This window comes from Paracoccus onchidii, from assembly GCF_028294535.1.
GTDB classification, from domain to species: Bacteria; Pseudomonadota; Alphaproteobacteria; order Rhodobacterales; family Rhodobacteraceae; genus Paracoccus; species Paracoccus onchidii.
Map to the genome: position 1 here is coordinate 160,323 of NZ_JAQBIE010000008.1, position 16,676 is coordinate 176,998.

The 16,676-nt window shown below is 60.5% G+C and carries 16 protein-coding genes; 11 read left to right on the forward strand and 5 right to left on the reverse strand.

Going from position 1 to position 16,676, the window contains the following annotated elements; translation table 11 throughout:
• The first annotated feature begins 38 nt into the window (after positions 1-38).
• Genes PAF17_RS07720 through PAF17_RS07740 form a run of 5 tightly spaced genes read left to right on the forward strand, consistent with a single transcriptional unit; the run spans position 39 to position 5,439 of the window.
• Entirely contained in the window at positions 39-1,010 is a 972-nt protein-coding gene (locus PAF17_RS07720; RefSeq protein ID WP_271888522.1) for an ABC transporter substrate-binding protein, read from the forward strand.
• Positions 1,007-2,713: an ABC transporter permease gene (locus tag PAF17_RS07725; RefSeq protein ID WP_271888523.1), complete on the forward strand. Its 1,707-nt coding sequence runs from the start codon at positions 1,007-1,009 to the stop codon at positions 2,711-2,713. The genes PAF17_RS07720 and PAF17_RS07725 overlap by 4 nt, the downstream gene beginning before the upstream one ends.
• Entirely contained in the window at positions 2,701-3,777 is a 1,077-nt protein-coding gene (locus PAF17_RS07730; protein WP_271888524.1) for an ABC transporter ATP-binding protein, read from the forward strand. Before PAF17_RS07725 ends, PAF17_RS07730 begins: the two co-directional genes overlap by 13 nt.
• Positions 3,770-4,855, forward strand: coding sequence for an MBL fold metallo-hydrolase (locus PAF17_RS07735; protein ID WP_271888525.1), 1,086 nt, complete (start codon positions 3,770-3,772; stop codon positions 4,853-4,855). The genes PAF17_RS07730 and PAF17_RS07735 overlap by 8 nt, the downstream gene beginning before the upstream one ends.
• Entirely contained in the window at positions 4,852-5,439 is a 588-nt protein-coding gene (locus PAF17_RS07740; RefSeq protein WP_271888526.1) for a histidine phosphatase family protein, read from the forward strand. Before PAF17_RS07735 ends, PAF17_RS07740 begins: the two co-directional genes overlap by 4 nt.
• 21 nt (positions 5,440-5,460) lie before the next feature.
• Here PAF17_RS07740 and PAF17_RS07745 read toward each other — a convergent pair whose 3' ends face one another.
• A complete protein-coding gene (locus tag PAF17_RS07745; RefSeq protein WP_271888527.1) occupies positions 5,461-6,513 on the reverse strand; it encodes a LacI family DNA-binding transcriptional regulator in 1,053 nt (350 codons plus the stop codon).
• 228 nt (positions 6,514-6,741) lie between these two features.
• Between PAF17_RS07745 and PAF17_RS07750 the strand changes: the two genes are divergently transcribed.
• From PAF17_RS07750 to PAF17_RS07760, 3 genes are read left to right on the forward strand one after another with little or no spacing between them, the layout of a single operon-like run.
• Positions 6,742-7,671: a Bug family tripartite tricarboxylate transporter substrate binding protein gene (locus tag PAF17_RS07750; RefSeq protein WP_271888528.1), complete on the forward strand. Its 930-nt coding sequence runs from the start codon at positions 6,742-6,744 to the stop codon at positions 7,669-7,671.
• Positions 7,671-8,168, forward strand: coding sequence for a tripartite tricarboxylate transporter TctB family protein (locus tag PAF17_RS07755; protein WP_271888529.1), 498 nt, complete (start codon positions 7,671-7,673; stop codon positions 8,166-8,168). Before PAF17_RS07750 ends, PAF17_RS07755 begins: the two co-directional genes overlap by 1 nt.
• On the forward strand, positions 8,168-9,658 hold the full coding sequence (locus PAF17_RS07760; protein ID WP_271888530.1) for a tripartite tricarboxylate transporter permease: 1,491 nt from the start codon (positions 8,168-8,170) through the stop codon (positions 9,656-9,658). Before PAF17_RS07755 ends, PAF17_RS07760 begins: the two co-directional genes overlap by 1 nt.
• Positions 9,659-9,694: 36 nt before the next feature.
• Here the strand turns inward: PAF17_RS07760 and PAF17_RS07765 are convergent, their stop codons facing one another.
• The 4 genes from PAF17_RS07765 to PAF17_RS07780 all read right to left on the reverse strand — a co-directional run bounded on the left by PAF17_RS07765 (position 9,695) and on the right by PAF17_RS07780 (position 14,591).
• A complete protein-coding gene (locus PAF17_RS07765) occupies positions 9,695-10,828 on the reverse strand; it encodes a mandelate racemase/muconate lactonizing enzyme family protein (RefSeq protein WP_271888531.1) in 1,134 nt (377 codons plus the stop codon).
• Between the two features lie 14 nt (positions 10,829-10,842).
• Positions 10,843-11,646 carry an HpcH/HpaI aldolase family protein gene (locus tag PAF17_RS07770; protein WP_271888532.1) on the reverse strand — a complete coding sequence of 268 codons (804 nt, stop codon included), beginning with the start codon at positions 11,644-11,646 and terminating at the stop codon, positions 10,843-10,845.
• Positions 11,647-11,657: 11 nt separating this feature from the next.
• The gene (araD, locus tag PAF17_RS07775) at positions 11,658-13,406 is read right to left on the reverse strand and encodes an L-arabinonate dehydratase (RefSeq protein ID WP_271888533.1); all 1,749 of its coding nucleotides are present in this window, start codon (positions 13,404-13,406) and stop codon (positions 11,658-11,660) included.
• 144 nt (positions 13,407-13,550) lie between these two features.
• Positions 13,551-14,591 carry a LacI family DNA-binding transcriptional regulator gene (locus tag PAF17_RS07780; RefSeq protein ID WP_271888534.1) on the reverse strand — a complete coding sequence of 347 codons (1,041 nt, stop codon included), beginning with the start codon at positions 14,589-14,591 and terminating at the stop codon, positions 13,551-13,553.
• A 105-nt stretch (positions 14,592-14,696) separates the two neighbouring features.
• On the opposite strand from PAF17_RS07780, the gene PAF17_RS07785 reads away from it, so the two are divergent.
• The 3 genes from PAF17_RS07785 to PAF17_RS07795 all read left to right on the forward strand — a co-directional run bounded on the left by PAF17_RS07785 (position 14,697) and on the right by PAF17_RS07795 (position 16,673).
• Positions 14,697-14,888 (forward strand): hypothetical protein, encoded by a 192-nt coding sequence (locus PAF17_RS07785; RefSeq protein WP_271888535.1) that lies wholly within the window; start codon positions 14,697-14,699, stop codon positions 14,886-14,888.
• Positions 14,889-14,922: 34 nt separating this feature from the next.
• The gene (locus tag PAF17_RS07790) at positions 14,923-16,077 is read left to right on the forward strand and encodes a TRAP transporter substrate-binding protein (protein WP_271888536.1); all 1,155 of its coding nucleotides are present in this window, start codon (positions 14,923-14,925) and stop codon (positions 16,075-16,077) included.
• An 89-nt stretch (positions 16,078-16,166) separates the two neighbouring features.
• Positions 16,167-16,673: a TRAP transporter small permease gene (locus PAF17_RS07795; RefSeq protein WP_271888537.1), complete on the forward strand. Its 507-nt coding sequence runs from the start codon at positions 16,167-16,169 to the stop codon at positions 16,671-16,673.
• Positions 16,674-16,676: the final 3 nt, after the last annotated feature.

Consider the following 16,676-nt stretch of genomic DNA (forward strand, 5'->3'; position numbering starts at 1 on the left):
GGATTTTCGAACGAAGCCGCATCACGCAGGAGAAATTGATGCCCCGTTTGCTTTTGGCCGCCGCTGCAGGATTGGTCTTTCCGTCGCTTGTCGCCGCCGAGACCCTGACACTTTATACGTCTCAGCCGAATGCCGATGCGCAGCAGACCGTTGATGCCTTCACGGCCGCAAATCCCGATATAGATGTCGAATGGGTGCGCGATGGCACGACCAAGCTGATGGCCCGTGTCGCCGCCGAAATCGAAGCTGGCCAGCCGCAATTCGATCTGCTTCTTATTGCTGACACAGTCACGCTGGAAGGCATGGCCCAGGACGGCCAGCTGGCGGCCTATCGTTCGCCCGAGGCAGAGGCATATGATTCCGCCCTCTATAGCGACCAGGGCTTTTATCATTCGACGAAACTGATCACGACCGGGATCGTCTATAACACGGGCGCGGAAACGGTGCCGACCGCTTGGGCGGATCTGGCCAAGCCGGATATGGAAAACATGGTGGCGATGCCGTCGCCGCTGTATTCGGGCGCGGCTTTGATCCATCTGGCGACCCTGACGGGAACCGAGTCCCTGGGCTGGGACTATTACGAGGCATTGGCGCAGAACAACACCCGCGCCGAGGGCGGCAATGGCGGCACGTTCAAGGCGGTCGCGGCGGGTGAAAAGCCCTATGGCGTGCTGGTCGATTTTCTGGCGATACGGGCCAAGGCCGATGGTTCGCCTGTCGAGTTCGTGTTTCCCGAAGAAGGGGTGTCTTATGTGACCGAGCCGGTGGCAATCCGCGCGGGAACGGAACAACTGCAAGCGGCGCAGCAATTCGTCGACTTCCTGCTCAGCGAGGCCGGCCAGCAGCTGGTTGTCGACATGGGATATATGCCGGCGCGCAATGGCGTGGCCAGCCCCGCCGGTTTTCCGGCGCGTGACGATATCACACTGATGGATTTCGACCCCGCCAAGGCACTTGCCGATACCGAAGCCAACAAGGCACGCTTCAGCGAGGTTTTCGGCGTTCAATGAGCGTGGCTTCGACACGACACGGAGGCAGTCGGTCACTTGACCGGCTGTTGCCATTTGTCCTCTTGCCGGTGGCGCTGGTCGCGCTTGGGCCGGTCACACGCCTGCTGCTGGAAGGGGTCGGTTTTGGCGACGGTTTCACGACCACCCATCTGAGCACGGTTCTTTCGCGCCCCTCGACAGGCACGGCGCTGAAACATTCCCTGGTGACGGCGGGGGGCGGCACATTGCTGTCGATCCTGATCGGAGGGGCCTTTGCCTTTCTGGTGGCGCTGACGAATATACGGGGCAAGGCCGCATTGGTGTTCTGCCTGATGATCCCGATGATGATTCCTCCGCAGATCACCGCATTGGCCTGGATGCAGATGGCGGGCCCGTCATCGACCTTGCTGAAGATTCTGGGACTTGCACCGCCTTTGGGCAGCCCGCAGCCTTTGCATTCGGCGGGGGGGATCATCCTTTTGCTGGGCATCCAGCATGCTTCGTTGGTGTTTCTGACCTTGCGGGCGGGATTGCGCATGATCCCCGCCGATCTGGTCGAGGCGGCCCGTATGTCGGGGGCTGGTTCCCTGCGTGTCTGGGCGCAGATCGTGCTGCCATTGTCCATGCCGTCGCTGATTGCCGGGGGCGCGATGGCTTTTGTGACGGCGCTGGGAAATTTCGGGATTCCCGCAATGCTGGGGATTCCGGCGCAATATGACACCTTGCCGACCTTGATCTATCAAAGGCTTGTCGGGATGGGGCCTTCGGTCCTGCCCGAGGTCGCGGTTCTGGCATTGCTGATCGGCGTGGTTGCGATCATCGGTGTGCTGTTTGGGCGATATGTTCTGGCGCGGCGCGGCTTTGGCCTTGCGGGGCTATCGGCGCAACCCCTTTCCCTGTTGCTGGGCAAGGCGCGCCTGCCGGTCGAGATCGCGCTATGGGTCTTTATCTTTGTCATTCTGGCCTTGCCGTTGACGGCATTGCTGGCGACCTCGTTGTTGCCGGCCTATGGTGTGGCACTGACATTGGAAAGCGCCACATTCGAAGCCTGGCGAGAAGTCTTGCTTCATCAGCCCGTCACGAGGCGGGCCTATGGAAATTCGCTGTTTCTTGCCCTGAGCGCCGCGGCAATCCTGTTGGTGATCAGCCTGCCACTGGCCTGGCTGATGGAACGCCGCGGTTCCTGGGCCAGCCGTGCCCTGGATGCGCTGATCGACCTGCCTTATGCGTTGCCTGGGGTGGTCTTGTCGATCGCCTGCATCCTGACATTCCTGAACCTGCCGTTCACGGATCTGACCTTGTATGGCACGATCTGGATTATCCTGATGGCGTATCTGGCGCGGTTTTTCGTGGTCATGCTGCGCCCCATTCAGGCCAGTATCGCCCAGCTTGATCCTGCCATGGAAGAGGCCGCGGCAAGCGTTGGGGCAGGGCTGGGTCGCCGGTTGCGCGATATTGTCTTGCCGCTGGCCGCGCCATCGGCGGCGGCCGGGGCCATTCTGGTGTTTCTGACGGCGGTGAACGAGCTGACAGTATCGGCGTTGCTGTGGTCATCGGGAACCGAGACCCTTGGCGTCGTCATCTACAATCTGGAAGACAGCGGGGAAACAGTCATGGCTTCGGCCCTGGCGATGTCGATCGTGCTTCTCATCGTGTTGCTCATGGGGCTGGTTCAGGCCGGCGCGAAGCAATTTCCCAAGGGGGTCATTCCGTGGCAGAGCTAGGCTTTTCCAATGTGTCCAAGCAGTTCGACGGCGCGCCGGCGCTGCAAGGGATCGACGCAACGATCCGGTCGGGCGAATTTGTTGCGCTGCTGGGGCCATCGGGTTGCGGCAAAACTACGCTTTTGCGTCTGACAGCTGGTTTCGATCAGCCTACGGCGGGTGAAATTCGTCTGGATGATCAGGTGGTGGCGGGTCATGGGCGCTTTGTCGCGCCCGAAGCGCGCGAAATCGGCATCGTGTTTCAATCCTATGCGTTGTGGCCCCACAAGAGCGTTTTCGCGAATGTTGCTTACCCGCTTGAGGTGCGTGGCGTGCCCCGCGCGGCGCGGCGCGCGCGCGTCGCCGAGGCATTGGCGCTGACCGGATTGACGGCATATGGGGACCGGATGCCGGCGCAATTGTCGGGGGGGCAGCGCCAACGTGTCGCGTTGGCGCGTTGTCTGGTGTTCGAACCGCGCGCCGTGTTGTTGGACGAGCCCCTTGCCAATCTGGATCTGGCGTTGCGGGCGTCGATGCAAGAGGTGTTCTCGATGTTTCATCGCCGCACCGGTGCCACGATGGTATATGTGACCCATGATCAGGGCGAGGCTCTGGCCCTTGCCGATCGCGTCGCGGTGATGGAGTCCGGCAAAATTCGGCAATTCGCGGCGCCGGAAGTCCTGTATCGCGAGCCGGCCGATTGTTTCGTGGCCGGTTTCGTCGGGGATGGTGCGGTTGTATCCGCGCGGTTGACCGGCAAAACACGAGGCGAATGCATGGTGCTGGATGTGTTGGGGCAAGAGGTTCGGGCCCGCAGCCGGACCGCGACCCCGACCCATGTCAGTATCCGCCCCGAGGCGATCACGCTTTCGGATTCCGCCATGTTGCGGGCGCGCGTCACCAATTGCACCTATCTGGGCGGCAGATTCCGCCTGTCGCTGGATGCGGCGGGCGAAACATTGGTTGCGTTTTCGTCATGCCGCGCCGCGATCGGCGAAGGGGTCGGGATGTCCATCGATGATGTCTGGGCATTTCACGATCCCGACCATGAGGTTCGCGTGACCGGGATGCCCAGCTATGCATAACCGGCCAAACCCCGGTTCCGCTTGGGTCGAGGTTCTGTCGGGTTTGGGTGAAAAGGGGCCGGCTTGCGTCAGGCTGTGGACGGGGCAGGCCTTGTGGCTGCTGGATGCGGGTGTCGGGCCAGAGCCGACATCATCCTTTGATCCGGCGTGGCTCGAAGGATGCTCGCGGGTTTTCATTACCCATGATCATGTCGATCACATCGGTGGTGCGGCATATGCCGTTGCCGCGGGTTTGCCGATACATTGCACCGCTCAGACGGCGCAATCCTTGCCGGGCGGTGCCGCCGTCATGCCGTTGCCGGAATCCGGCACAACCGTGATTGACGGGGTGACGGTGATTACCGGTCGGAATGGCCATGCCCTGGGGGGCGTGTGGTTGCATTTCGGCCTGGGGCGGGGATTGTTCTTTTCCGGCGATTGGTCCGAAGAAAGCCGGTGGTTTGCATTCGACCCGCCACCACCCGCGGCGACCGCCCTGATCGACGCGTCATATCACCTTGATGATGTTCCCCAGATGATCCGGCGCGATGCACTTGATCGTCTGCTGCAAGAAACCAGAGGGCGGCAATTGCTGTTCCCCGCGCCGCCATCCGGGCGGGCGCCGGAGCTTGCGCTGCATTTGATGCAGCATGGCGCGGTCACGATGGATGATGCGTGTCGCGCTGCAACCTTGCGGGCAATAAATTCGGGCAGCCTCAGGGACGATGCGATCATGCTGGACCCGATCTTGCGGCAGGGGTTTGATCCGGACGCACGCTTTCTGATCTGTGATTCACCGAATGCCGAAACGGGCATGGCGTATCAGATCCTGCAATCCTGGCGGCGCGCGGGCCGTTTTGCGGACGATGCCACGGTTGTATTTACCGGCCACATGACAGCCTTTGCGCATGAAATTGTTGCGCAGGGCGGATATTTCCTGCGATGGAATGTGCACCCGCCCCTGTCCCATCAGATCGCGATGACGCGCGACTTGATGGCGGAACGTTTTGCGCCTCTCTTTTGTGCGCAACCCGAAGATTATCTGCTTGAACCCCGCTTCGGGGCCAAGCTGCTCTTGAATGAAAGGTGCAATCTGTGAAAATCCCTCATGCTTCATTCGTGCTGATCCGGCATGGGCAGACCGATGCCAATCGCGATGGACGTGTCGCCGGACGGATCGAGGCGGTCCTGACGGAAGCTGGCCGGCAAGGCGCGAAGCGTCTGTCCGAGTGGATCTGGCCCAAGGATATGGTGCTGTTCGCCAGCCCCCAGAACCGGGCGCAGGAAACTGCGAGGCTGGGATTTCCGGGGCAAGAGCCATTCCTGCTGGACGGTATTCGTGAACGCAATTGGGGTGTTTATGAAGGGCGGCCGGTCGCCGATCTTCTGCCGCGCGAGCATACGCCGGATCAGGGCGAGGCCTGGGCCGATATGGTGACGCGGGTCGCGCATTCCATTGCCGTCGCCCATGATCATGCCAAAGGCCGTTTCCCGGTTCTGGTCGCGCATTCCGGTGTTATTCGTGCAGCCCGCGAACTGACAGGTGGCATTGCTGGTGGCCCGGCCCCTGAAAACACGACCCCCTATCTGTTCAAGGCCGACGGGGATGGCTGGCAAGAGGTTGCATTGGCCATGCGGGATTCCGCCTGGGCCGCAGAAACCCTGGTCTCGGCGCGATCATAGCGCTGCGATTATTACAAAGGCTCAGCCACTGGCGCGGGGCACCAGCGTAAAGCCGGTGTCATGTTCTGTCGGGAAGGGGCTGTTCTGGCGGTCGGTCTCTGCTTGCGGTCTCAGGATGCATTCCGCGACTTTCCGGGCGATCTTGTCAGCCGCGGGGCGAACCGTCGTCAATGGCGGCACCATCTGAGCTGCAAAATCCAGATCGCCGAATCCTGCCAGCGCCAGTTCTGTCGGGATGGACAGGTCGCGCCGCTGAGCTTCGAAGAGCACACCAAGGGCCAATGTGTCGTTGGAACAGGCGATTGCCCGAACCGGGTTCATGCAAACCTCTTCAAAGAGTCTGACCCCGTTGGATGTGCTGGCCGGCGCACTGTTTTCAACCAAGCGCGCCGTGATTCCCGCCTCTTGCATTTCTGCCAGAAATCCTTCGCTGCGTTGCGCAGCGCGAAAGTCCTCATCCAGACGCGCGCCGATAAATGCCGCGCTTTCATAGCCTTGATCGATGAAGCGTCGTGCGATATGTCGTCCGACCTGCTCGTGCGAGAAGCCAACGGCCTGATCGATGACCTGACCGCCCAGTTCCCACATTTCCACCACAGGGGTGTTTGAACGCAGTAGCAGTTTTCGGGTGGCGGCGTTGTGTCGACACCCGGTCAATACAACCGCAGCCGGTGCCCAGGACAAGGCGGCACGTACCAGCGCCTCTTCCTGATCCAGCGAATATTCGGTATGTCCGACCAGCGTTTGCAACCCTCCACGCGCCAGCAGGCGCTCTAACTCGGCTACGGTTTCGGAAAAGAATGCATTGCGCAGCGATGGCACGATGACGCTGACCACTTTCGAACCCGCCGCGGCCAGCCCCCCTGCAACATAGTTGGGCACATAGCCCAGCTCGTCGATGCTGCGTTGCACGCGTGAGGCGATGCGTTCGGATACCGCTGATGGTTTGCGCAGGAACAGGGACACCGTCGAAGGTGACACAGCGGCCGCCTTTGCGACGTCTGACATCGTGACGCGCTGCATCTTGCGCCGTGTGCGTGGCGGTCTGGCGCCGCCCGAATTGCCGGAGTCCATGTCTGCTCCCTTGTTCCCTGCCTGTCATAGATAGCGCGAGGTCGCGAGATGGAACAAGATCCCGCCACGCAGGCCTGCAACCCCGACACCGGCCGGTGCGAATCTTAAAGAGAATGTTTGACTTGTAAATCGTAGCGCTATTATCTGTTGCTGTCAGCGGGTGCCAGTTTCCGGTCATGTTCGGGTCGGTGATATGGCCCACCTGCAGCACCACGAGGGGAGGAACACATGAATAATCAACTTAAGTTGGGCTTCAAGACCGCGCTGGCGGTCGCCGCCATGTCGGCTGCGACGCAGGCGCAGACATTGGAAATGGTGGTGCCGTTCAGCGCCGGGGGCGGCACCGATACGGTCGCACGCGTGTTCGAACCGCCTTTTGCCGCAGCTTTGGACCGGACCGTCGTCATTCGCAACAATGCCGGTGCCAGCGGCACGATCGGCGCCGCCGCGGTGGCTGCGGCCAAAGCTGATGGGAACACCATCGGATATCTGCCGATCGGCCCGGTGGCGATCCAGCCATCGCTGCGTGATACGGCCTATGGTCTGAACGAATTTTCCTATATCTGTCAAACGACTTCGACACCGGTGTTCCTGTTGCAGGCGTCCGGCGCAGACAAGGCCTCGGTGCAGGATTGGGTTGACCAAGGCGGATCGGGCAGGGTGGTCTATGGATCGTCCGGACCCGGCACGATCCCGCATCTGGCGATGGCGGCTTTTGCATCGGCTGCGCAAATGAATGCCATTCACCTGCCTTTCGACGGAACCGGGATGGCCATGAACGCCATGGCCGGCGGAGAGATCGACCTTTTTGTCGATACGGCAACCGTGCTTGAGGGGAATGACGTCACTGCTTTGGCTGTGTTTGCCGCCGAGCGACTGGATGCCTATCCGGATGTGCCAACCATGGCCGAAGCCGGATTTGATCTGGAATTCTCGGTCTGGCAGGGGGTCTTCGGACCTGCGGGCATGTCCGAAGAAGATAAGGCCAGCTTTTCCGCTGCCTGCAAGACAGCCGTCGAATCGGACGCGTTCGCCGATCTTGCGGCCAAGACCAATACCGGAATCCGCTATCAAGGCCCCGAGGAATTCGAGGCGTTTGTTCGCGCGAATGGCCAGATGAATGCCGACATTCTGAAAGAGGCCGGATTGGTCAAGTGATGCAACAAGACGGACCGGTGCCCGAAAGGCGCGCAATTCCAATACGTCCGGGCGAGATGGCGGTCGCGATCGCGTTGATTGCCATCGCCATTGCCGCGTTCCTGTCTTCGTTCTCGGGGGCGGGCGCCGGGAACGTGGCATCGACGGATTCACCGATGCAGCTGCCGCGAATATTATTGGTCATATGGATCGTGCTGGGCATATTTTGTGCGTTGTATGCGGCGTTCTGGGCCCGGGCAGCCGGCCCTGACCGATATTTCGTGGGGCGCGTCGTCCTGTTTGGCGGGATTTTGCTGGCATTGGCCACGGGGATCCTGTTCCTTGGATATCTCGTCCCCATGACGATCGGTGTGGCGGCTTTATTGTGGTGTCTGGGTGAACGCCAGATGCTGCGCTTTGGCCTGACCTTGCTTCTGCTTGGACCCGGGATCTGGCTGTTGTTTCATCATGTTCTGGGTCTGCGCCTTCCGGTTCTGATGTCAGGAGGGCTGTTCTGATGGGTGATCTGGCGACAATCATGGCCACGGTCCTCAGTTTCGGGACGTTGGCTGCATTGGTGTTTGGCACCGGGTTGGGGATCGTCATTGGCGCCCTGCCGGGGTTGGGATCGGTGGTCGGGCTGTCCATCTGCCTGCCCTTCACCTTTGGAATGGACACGGTGCCCAGCCTGACCCTGTTGCTTGGGGTCTATTGCGGATCGGTTTTTGGCGGGTCGATTTCGGCAATTCTCATCAACTCGCCGGGGACACCGCAGGCGGCGGCCACAACGCTTGACGGGTATCCGATGGCCCAACGCGGGGAGGCGGGGCTTGCCCTGGGGTGGGCCAGCGTCAGTTCGGTGCTTGGGGGGTTGATCTCTTGCGTGGTGCTGATCGTGGCTGCGCCCCAGCTGGCAAGATTTGCCACCAGCTTTGGTTCTGTCGAGATCTTCGCACTGATCGTGCTGGCCCTTACCTGCATCGCGGCGGTGTCGCGTGGCAATACGACCAAGGGACTGCTGATGGGCGCGGTTGGATTATCGCTGGCCTTGGTTGGCACGGATCCCGTAACCGGCGCCGCGCGTTTCACCTTCGGCACGCAATTCCTGTCGGCGGGGTTTGACCTGATTGCGATCGTGATCGGCCTGTTTGCCCTGTCAGAAGCCTTGTTTCGCGTTGCAACCGGCGATTCCGGTACCGCAGAAGTGTCGGGAACACGTATCCGGCTGCCGGCCTTGGGGCAATGGAAAAGCCGGATCGCGACCTTGTTGCGCAGTTCGGCCATCGGTTGCGTCGTCGGCGCGCTGCCCGGCACCGGAGCCGCGACGGCATCGTTCATCAGCTATGCAAGTGCGCGCCAATTGTCCCCCAAGGGCGACAAATTCGGGACGGGAGAGCCGGAAGGCCTGGTCGCCGCGGAATCATCGAATAACGCGGTGACCGGCAGCGCGATGATTCCGACACTGGCGTTGGGGATTCCCGGTGACGTCGTCACCGCTATTCTTCTCAGTGCGTTGGTGGTGCATGGCGTGACGCCCGGTGTGCGCCTGATGTCCGAACATCTGGATCTGGTGAATGCGATCTTTATCGTGCTGATCCTGATCAATCTGGCGATGTTCGTTCTGGCCTTTCCCCTGGTGCGTGTTTTCGGACGGTTGCTTTCCATCCCCCAGCATATCGTAACCGCCGGAATCGTGACCTTCGGGATCGTTGGGGCCGTTACCGTGCGCGGCAATCCCTTGGACGTGTTGACGGCGGTGGGCTTTGGCTTTTTCGGGCTGGTGTTGCGGCTGACGGGTTTCCCGCTGGCGCCGTTGGTGATCGGATTGGTGCTTGGGCCGCAATTCGAACAAAACCTGCGCCGCGGGCTTTTGTTGAATGATGGCAATTTCCTTGCCTTCTTTACCGACGGTCCGATCGCGGCGTTCTTGTTTCTCTGCGTGGGGCTTGCGATCTTCGGGCCGGTTTTGCGCGCCGGTTTTGCGCGCCTTCGCGGCGTCTTTGCATAGCGCGGTGGCGAGGGACGAACGAACTGACCGCCTGTTTCAGGCGGTCAGTTCGCGGTAATGTGTGACCAGATCCAGAACCGCGTCGGGCAAGGCGTTGATTCCGATACCGGGTGCGTCCCGCAATTTCCAGAAACCGTTCTCGATCTGATCTGCTATCGGGCCGAAGGCATCGCGTAGGGGGTTCGGATTCACGTCCACCTCCAACATGCCCGGGCCCCCGGCGGCGGCCAACAGTTGGGCCGATGCGGCAAGCCCAATTCCACCGCCCAGGAAATGGGGGCAATAGATGTGGCCTTGGGTCAGCGCGCGTCTGGCAACGGCCAGACATCCCGAGAAACCGCCCCATTTCGCGATGTCGGGCTGATAGACATCCAGAACGCCCAGGGCCAATGCGGCATCGAAATCCGTCAGCCCGGCGATATTCTCACCTCCAGCCAAAGGGATGCGGCCCATCAGCTGTCGCCAGTCGTCATCAGGACAATCGGCGCGGATCGGTTCCTCGAGCCAGCCGATCGGCAGGTCGGCGATCTGGTCCAGGAATTGCGCCGCCTGTGATGCAGTCCATGCCTGATTGGCATCCAGCATCAGGGTTTCATTCGGTGCCAGATTGGCATGGACGCGATGAACCTGTTCGATTTCATCTGATGTCCCGAAACCGACCTTGACCTTGAAGCGGGTGAACCCATCGGTTCGCGCCCGGGCAATCATCTGCGGGGCGGCCGCGATGGGGATGCCACTGGCATAGGCCGGAACGCGCTTGGCCTGTCCGCCGGTCAGAGCCTGTTGAACCGGTTGATCCGCGCGGCGGGCAAGCATGTCCCACATGGCCTGATCCAGTCCCGCCAAGACCTGTCGGAACGGCCCGAATTCGCCGCATTGCAATGCGCGAATATGCGTGCGCTGTTCCAGATCATGAAACATGGATTCCGGGGGCGCAAGCGGGTGTCCGATCACCATCGGGGCGATGTCTTCGGCCAGCAGGTTGACCCGATGCTCTGCACCCGAAGCAGGCCAGTTCGCAAAAATTTCGCCCCAGCCAAATGCGCCCGAGTCATCCTCGATGCGCAGGAAGACGGCGGGCCGGTCTTTCATGCGCCCGAAGGATGTTTCAACCGGAATGTGAATGGGGCTGCGGCAGGCCCAGGCCTGGATTCGGGTCAAGCGCGTCATTCACATTCTCTCTTTCAATAGGCTGATACAGCCGCGGTTTCCGGTCGGGCGTCCTGATCCTTGAGGTCGCCAAGAACCTGGCGGGCCCGCGCCGTCATCATCGACATGTCCGAACCGACAGCCGCGAAACGATAACCCATGCTGATATAGGTGCCAACCATTGCAGGTGATGCGCCAACAATGCCCACCGGAATTGACAAGGATGCCGCTTGCGCTGCCGCATCTGCAAGTGCAGCCTGAACATCGGGATGATCGATCTTGCCGATATGCCCCATCGCGGCGGCCAGGTCGCCCGGGCCGATAAATATTCCGTCCAACCCCGGGATTCGCGCAATTTCGGGCATGTTGGCGATGGCTTCGGGGGTTTCCAACTGCACGATCACACAGGTCTGGTCATTGGCAGTGTGCAGATATCCTGTATCGGCACCATAGGACGAGCCGCGATGCACGGCGGCAACGCCGCGCGTGCCCATTGGCGGGTATTTTGCGGCAGACACGGCGGCGCGGGCCTCGTCTGCATTCTGCACGAAGGGCAGCATGATGGACTGCCCGCCCGCGTCGAGAACGCGTTTGATGGTGACCGGATCGTTCCAGGGCAAGCGAACCAGGGCATCCGCCGCTGTCAGGCCAATGGCGCGCAGGATATGGGTCACCTGTTCGATTCCGACCGGGACATGTTCCATGTCGAGCACCAGGAAATCGAAACCGGCATGGCCAAGGGCTTCGGCAGTCGCCGGTGCCCCGGACATCAGCCATGTGCCAAGGGGGATCTGACTGCCGGACGCGAGCGCGGACTTGAAGTTGTTGCGGATGGTCATGATGTCGCCTGTCAGTAAATCGAAGGTTCTGGCACGGGGTCGGTGCCCTCGAGAAAGTCGAAATCACAGCCTTCATGGGCCTGCGATACATGCCGTTGATACAGCGCTGTGAAACTGCGCGTGTAGGGTGATGGCGGGCGGGTCCAGCCCTGCCTGCGGTCTGCAAGCTCCTGATCGGACAACTCGACATCCAGCCGTCCCGCAAGGGCATCAAGCAGGATAAAATCGCCGGTGCGGATCAAGGCAAGCGGACCACCAATGGCGGATTCCGGTGCAACATGCAGCACACAGGTGCCATAATGTGTGCCGCTCATGCGTCCATCGGATATCCGGACCAGATCAGTGACACCCTGTTCCAGAAGCTTTTTGGGAATGGGCAGATTGCCCCATTCAGGCATACCCGGCCCGCCGACCGGCCCGGAATTGCGCAACACAAGAACCGTGTCTTTCGTAATGTCCAGATCCGGATCATGTATTCTGGCGGCCATGTCCGCCGGGCTGTCAAAGACAAGGGCGGGGCCACGATGACGCAACTTGTCGGGATCGGCGGCCGAGGTTTTCATGATGGCCCCCTGCGGCGCAAGGTTGCCGCGCAACAAGACCAGCGTCCGGCCAGCCTCGAGCGGGACGACCGGGTTGTCGGGGTCTCGGATGATGTCGTCGTCAAAGCATTCACTGCCTTGAACCGCCTCGCCGATCGTGCGGCCTTCGACGGTCATTGCCGAACCGTCCAGATGGGGTTCCAGCTTGTGCAGCAGGGCGGGCAGGCCACCGGCGAAATAGAAATCCTCCATCAGGTGGCGGCCCGATGGGAACAGATTAACCAGAACCGGGATTTTCGCAGCCATGTCATCCATGTCGTCCAGCGTCAGCGCAAGACCCGCGCGTCGCGCAACGGCGATCAGATGGATCGCCGCATTGCTTGAGCCGCCAAGGGCCATATAGGTGACCAAAGCGTTGTGAATGCTGGCTTTAGTCAGGATGTCCGATGGTTTCAGATCCTCCCAGACCATCTCGACCGCACGCATTCCACAGGCAGCCGCCATTCGCGGATGGCCCGAATCCGCCGCCGGGATGCTGGAGGCACCCGTCAGGCAAAGCCCCATCGCATCGGCAATCGACGTCATGGTCGTGGCTGTGCCCATCGTATTGCAGGTGCCGTTGCTGCGGGTCATCCTGCTTTCCAGATCGATCCAGTCATCTTTGCTGATCTTGCCGGTCTGAAGATCGTTCCAATAACGTTTCGTATGGGTTCCCGCCCCGGTAAGATGTCCGCGCCAGCGGCCGTTGGACATGGGGCCTGCCGGGCAATAGATCGCCGGAATGTTCATCGAAATCGCACCCATCAGCAGGCCGGGCGTGGATTTGTCGCAGCCGCCAAGCATGACACATCCGTCAATCGGGTGAGAGCGCAGCAGCTCTTCGGTCTCCATGGCCAGAAAGTTCCGATAGAGCATGGTTGTTGGCTTGACCATGACTTCACCCACCGACAACGCCGGCAGCTCGATTGGATAGCCGCCTGCTTGCCAGACACCGCGCTTGACGGCCTCGGCGCGGTCGCGCAGATGGGCGTGGCAGGGGCTTGCGTCGCTCCAGGTGTTGATGATGCCGATGACCGGCTTGCCCATGAACTCTTCCCGGTTCATGCCCATTTGCTGTGTGCGCTGCCGATGCGCGAAGCCGCGAATATCCTCGGATGCGAACCAGCGTTGGCTGCGCAATTCACCAAGGGGTTTGCGCCTGTTCGAAGTCGTTGTCATCTGATCTTTCCCCACCCGTCAGTCCCGCTGGCCCGATCAGTCATGAATGCGACCGCCCCGCGCGATGTCTCCTTCAAATTTCGTAGCGCTACGAAATGCACATGTCAATGAATTGACCGCGGGAGGTGGCTGAACTGGCTGATGCTACTTTGCGACACCCAGTGACGCACGTTCGACAAATTCGGTCGGCAGCGTCAGAGACGGAGGGCGTTCGCCCTGAACCATCCAGCGCAACAAATGTTCGCCGGCGGCCACGCCCATTCGGCGATGAGGGACGCGGACCGTTGCCAGGGGGGGGAATACTGCGGTCGCCAACTCGATATCGTCAAAGCCGATCACCGACATGTCGTCGGGAACCGTCAGGCCCGATGCGCGTGCGGCCCGCAGTGCCCCCGCCGCAAGAACGTCGTTACCGCAAATGATCGCCGTCGGTCTCTGCGTCGCGCCCAGCAGCTGCATTGCAGCATTTTCGCCGGCCTTCAGTGAATAACGGCATTCGACCAGATCGTGTGGCGACAGTGACAACCCGTGATCGGCCAGGGCCTGCGACACACCTTGCACACGATCAAACGCGCGATCGTTATCTGCGGTCAGCCCTGAAATCATGCCGATCCGGCGGTGCCCCTTTTCCAGAATACGCGTGGTCAGATCATGCGCGGCACCAAAATTGTCAAAGCCTATGGTCACGAAGGGGGAATTGGCGGGCGCGGACCACAGCAGTACAAATGGGATGCCGCGTGCATTCAGCAGGGCATAAGCGCTGGGGGCGCGGCGATTCCCGATCAATACGACGCCATCGACACCCCGAGCCAGCAATGTGCGGATCTGGGCCTCTTCGCGGTCGGGCCGATATTGCGACGTGGCCACCAGCAATGTGACCTTGTGCTCTGCCAGGGTTTCCTGCAGGGCCTGAATCGCGCGCGCAAAGATGGCGTTTTCCATCGTCGGGATAATTGCGCCAACGGTGTTCGTGCGGTTCGACGCAAGGGCTTGTCCGCCGAAATTTGGTGTATAGCCCAGCTCGCGCGCCGCGGTCTCGACGATCTTTCGGGTGGCTTCGCGCACCCGCCCCGAAGAATTCAGGCTGCGCGAGACGGTCGCGGTTGAAACGCCTGCCAGCCGCGCAACGTCTTCGATGTTCGGGGCGCGCCGAGGGTCGGCGGATGGGGTGCGTTTGTCGGCCATGTGTCAATTTCCCAGTTTCATCAAATAATAGATGTAAGCGCTTGCATGGCAATATGTAAGCGCTTACATTCAAGAAACCGAGACGATTCGCTCACAAGAGGAGGGGTGGCGATGACCAAGTCCGGATCAGTGATGTTTGCAGCATCTGGTCTGCTGATGCTGGCATTCTTGATCAATCTCATTTTGGGCAGAAACGCGACGCCGCTATTGGGAAATGCGGGGGAAATGCTTGTGCTGTTCTGCGCGGTTGCGACGTTTGGCGTCGGAACCCTGCAGCGTGAGGCGATGCAAGACTGACAGGAAAAATGTTCCAACGGGAGGACGCGGAACAATGTTTGAAGAAACTGAACAGAACTGGAAGCAACATGCGTCGCGCCGCGCGTTTCTGAAACTGGCTGGCGCCGGCAGCTTTACCGCGGCGGTCATGGCATCGGCCGCAGGTGTACTGTGGTCCAGCGAGGCGACGGCGCAAATCGCAAATGAAGAACGCGAACGCGAACGTGCCGCCGAACAGGTCATGACCCTGGCCACTGCATATGTGATGATCGCCGATCGTAGCTATCCGATCATGCAGCTGGATATGAAGGAAAACATCCAGAACGCATCAGACGGCCGGATCTATGTCAAGCTGGCGCCTGCCGGTCAGTTGGGCACGGCGAATGAGCTGGTTCAAAAGGTCCAATCCGGCACCATTCAGGCGGCACAGCATTCAATTGCGAATTTTGCGCCTTATGCCTCGGTGGTTGATCTGATCAACCTTCCTTATCTGTGCGGGACAAATCAGCGATTCGTAAACCTGGTGCGGTCTGACCTGTGGAAAGATGCCGTCCATCCCAAGGTCGAGGCACGGGGGTTCAAACCGCTGTTCTACGCGATCATCGATCCGCGTGGCGTCGCGCTGCGCAAGGATGTGGAAACCCCGGTTCTGACGCCTGACGATATGGCCGGCATCAAGTTCCGCGTGCCGGGATCTGAAATCATGCAGACCTATTATCGCATGGTCGGGGCCAATCCCACGCCCATCGCCTGGGGCGAAACCCCGTCTGCGATCCAGCAAGGTGTTGCAGACGCACTGGATCCGTCGCCAGGTGCGCTTTACGTGTTTGGGTTCAAGGACATGCTGAGCCATATCACATTCACGCAGGCCGTGCCGGATGCCCAGGTCTATTCCTGCAATCTGGAATGGTATCAGGCATTGCCGGATGATCTGCGTGACGCAGTTGATTTCGCAGCTGAAATCACCGCCGATCAGAATTTGGCCAAGGTGCCCGCAGCCCGCAACTTTGCCATGGCCGAATTGCGCAAGAGCGGCGTCCAGTTCCATACACTCAGTGAGGATCAATCGGCGCTTTGGAAAGAGCGCGGCGGATATCAGCGGCCCGAATGGGACGACCACAAGACCGAGCTTGCCGGTTCGATGGCCGAGTTCGAGAAATTCGCCGAGGCGGCCGCGACCGATGGCAGGGCCTACGTTCACGACACCTGATTTCTGGTGGCCGCGTATTTGACGCGGCCATTTCCTCTCATGCAATGAAACCTCGCAAACGACCGTCTGAAGGCGGGCGGAGGACATCTATGTTTCAAACTCTCGACAAGAATATCGAGCGATGGGCGCTGCTGATCTTCTATCTGATGTTGGTCGTGACCATGACCATCGAAGTGATCCGCCGCGAGGTCTTTGCCTATTCCTCGATCTGGGGCGAGGAAGTCGTTCGATATTGCTTCATCTATCTGTGCTGGATCGGTGCCGCCGCGGCAATTCGCGAACGTGCCCATATCCGTATCGATGTGATCATGAATTACCTGCCTGCGCGCGGGAAGGCATGGATCTATATTCTCGGTGATCTCGTGACCCTGGTGATCGCGGTTCTGGCGCTGTGGCTGTCATTGGAAACCGTCGAGGTTTCCTGGAAATTCGGCTCGGTCAGCCACGGGCTGCGGGTGTCGATGGTGTGGTTCCTTCTGGCTGTGCCGATCGGCTTTTCGCTGATGATTTTCCGTCTTTTGCAATCCCTCAGCCGTGATCTGCGCGACCTGCGCGCAGGAAGCCCGGTTTACGAGGGTGAACGCCTGTTCGAGTGAGGC

Excerpts from the sequence above, each read along its gene's own strand:
- PAF17_RS07765 (WP_271888531.1), bottom strand. The coding sequence starts at position 10,828 with ATGACGCGCTTGACCCGAATCCAGGCCTGGGCCTGCCGCAGCCCCATT.
- PAF17_RS07795 (WP_271888537.1), top strand. The coding sequence starts at position 16,167 with ATGTTTCAAACTCTCGACAAGAATATCGAGCGATGGGCGCTGCTGATC.
- araD (WP_271888533.1), bottom strand. The coding sequence starts at position 13,406 with ATGACAACGACTTCGAACAGGCGCAAACCCCTTGGTGAATTGCGCAGC.
- PAF17_RS07725 (WP_271888523.1), top strand. The coding sequence starts at position 1,007 with ATGAGCGTGGCTTCGACACGACACGGAGGCAGTCGGTCACTTGACCGG.
- PAF17_RS07760 (WP_271888530.1), top strand. The coding sequence starts at position 8,168 with ATGGGTGATCTGGCGACAATCATGGCCACGGTCCTCAGTTTCGGGACG.
- PAF17_RS07780 (WP_271888534.1), bottom strand. The coding sequence starts at position 14,591 with ATGGCCGACAAACGCACCCCATCCGCCGACCCTCGGCGCGCCCCGAAC.
- PAF17_RS07745 (WP_271888527.1), bottom strand. The coding sequence starts at position 6,513 with ATGGACTCCGGCAATTCGGGCGGCGCCAGACCGCCACGCACACGGCGC.
- PAF17_RS07755 (WP_271888529.1), top strand. The coding sequence starts at position 7,671 with ATGCAACAAGACGGACCGGTGCCCGAAAGGCGCGCAATTCCAATACGT.
- PAF17_RS07720 (WP_271888522.1), top strand. The coding sequence starts at position 39 with ATGCCCCGTTTGCTTTTGGCCGCCGCTGCAGGATTGGTCTTTCCGTCG.
- PAF17_RS07750 (WP_271888528.1), top strand. The coding sequence starts at position 6,742 with ATGAATAATCAACTTAAGTTGGGCTTCAAGACCGCGCTGGCGGTCGCC.
- PAF17_RS07770 (WP_271888532.1), bottom strand. The coding sequence starts at position 11,646 with ATGACCATCCGCAACAACTTCAAGTCCGCGCTCGCGTCCGGCAGTCAG.
- PAF17_RS07735 (WP_271888525.1), top strand. The coding sequence starts at position 3,770 with ATGCATAACCGGCCAAACCCCGGTTCCGCTTGGGTCGAGGTTCTGTCG.
- PAF17_RS07790 (WP_271888536.1), top strand. The coding sequence starts at position 14,923 with ATGTTTGAAGAAACTGAACAGAACTGGAAGCAACATGCGTCGCGCCGC.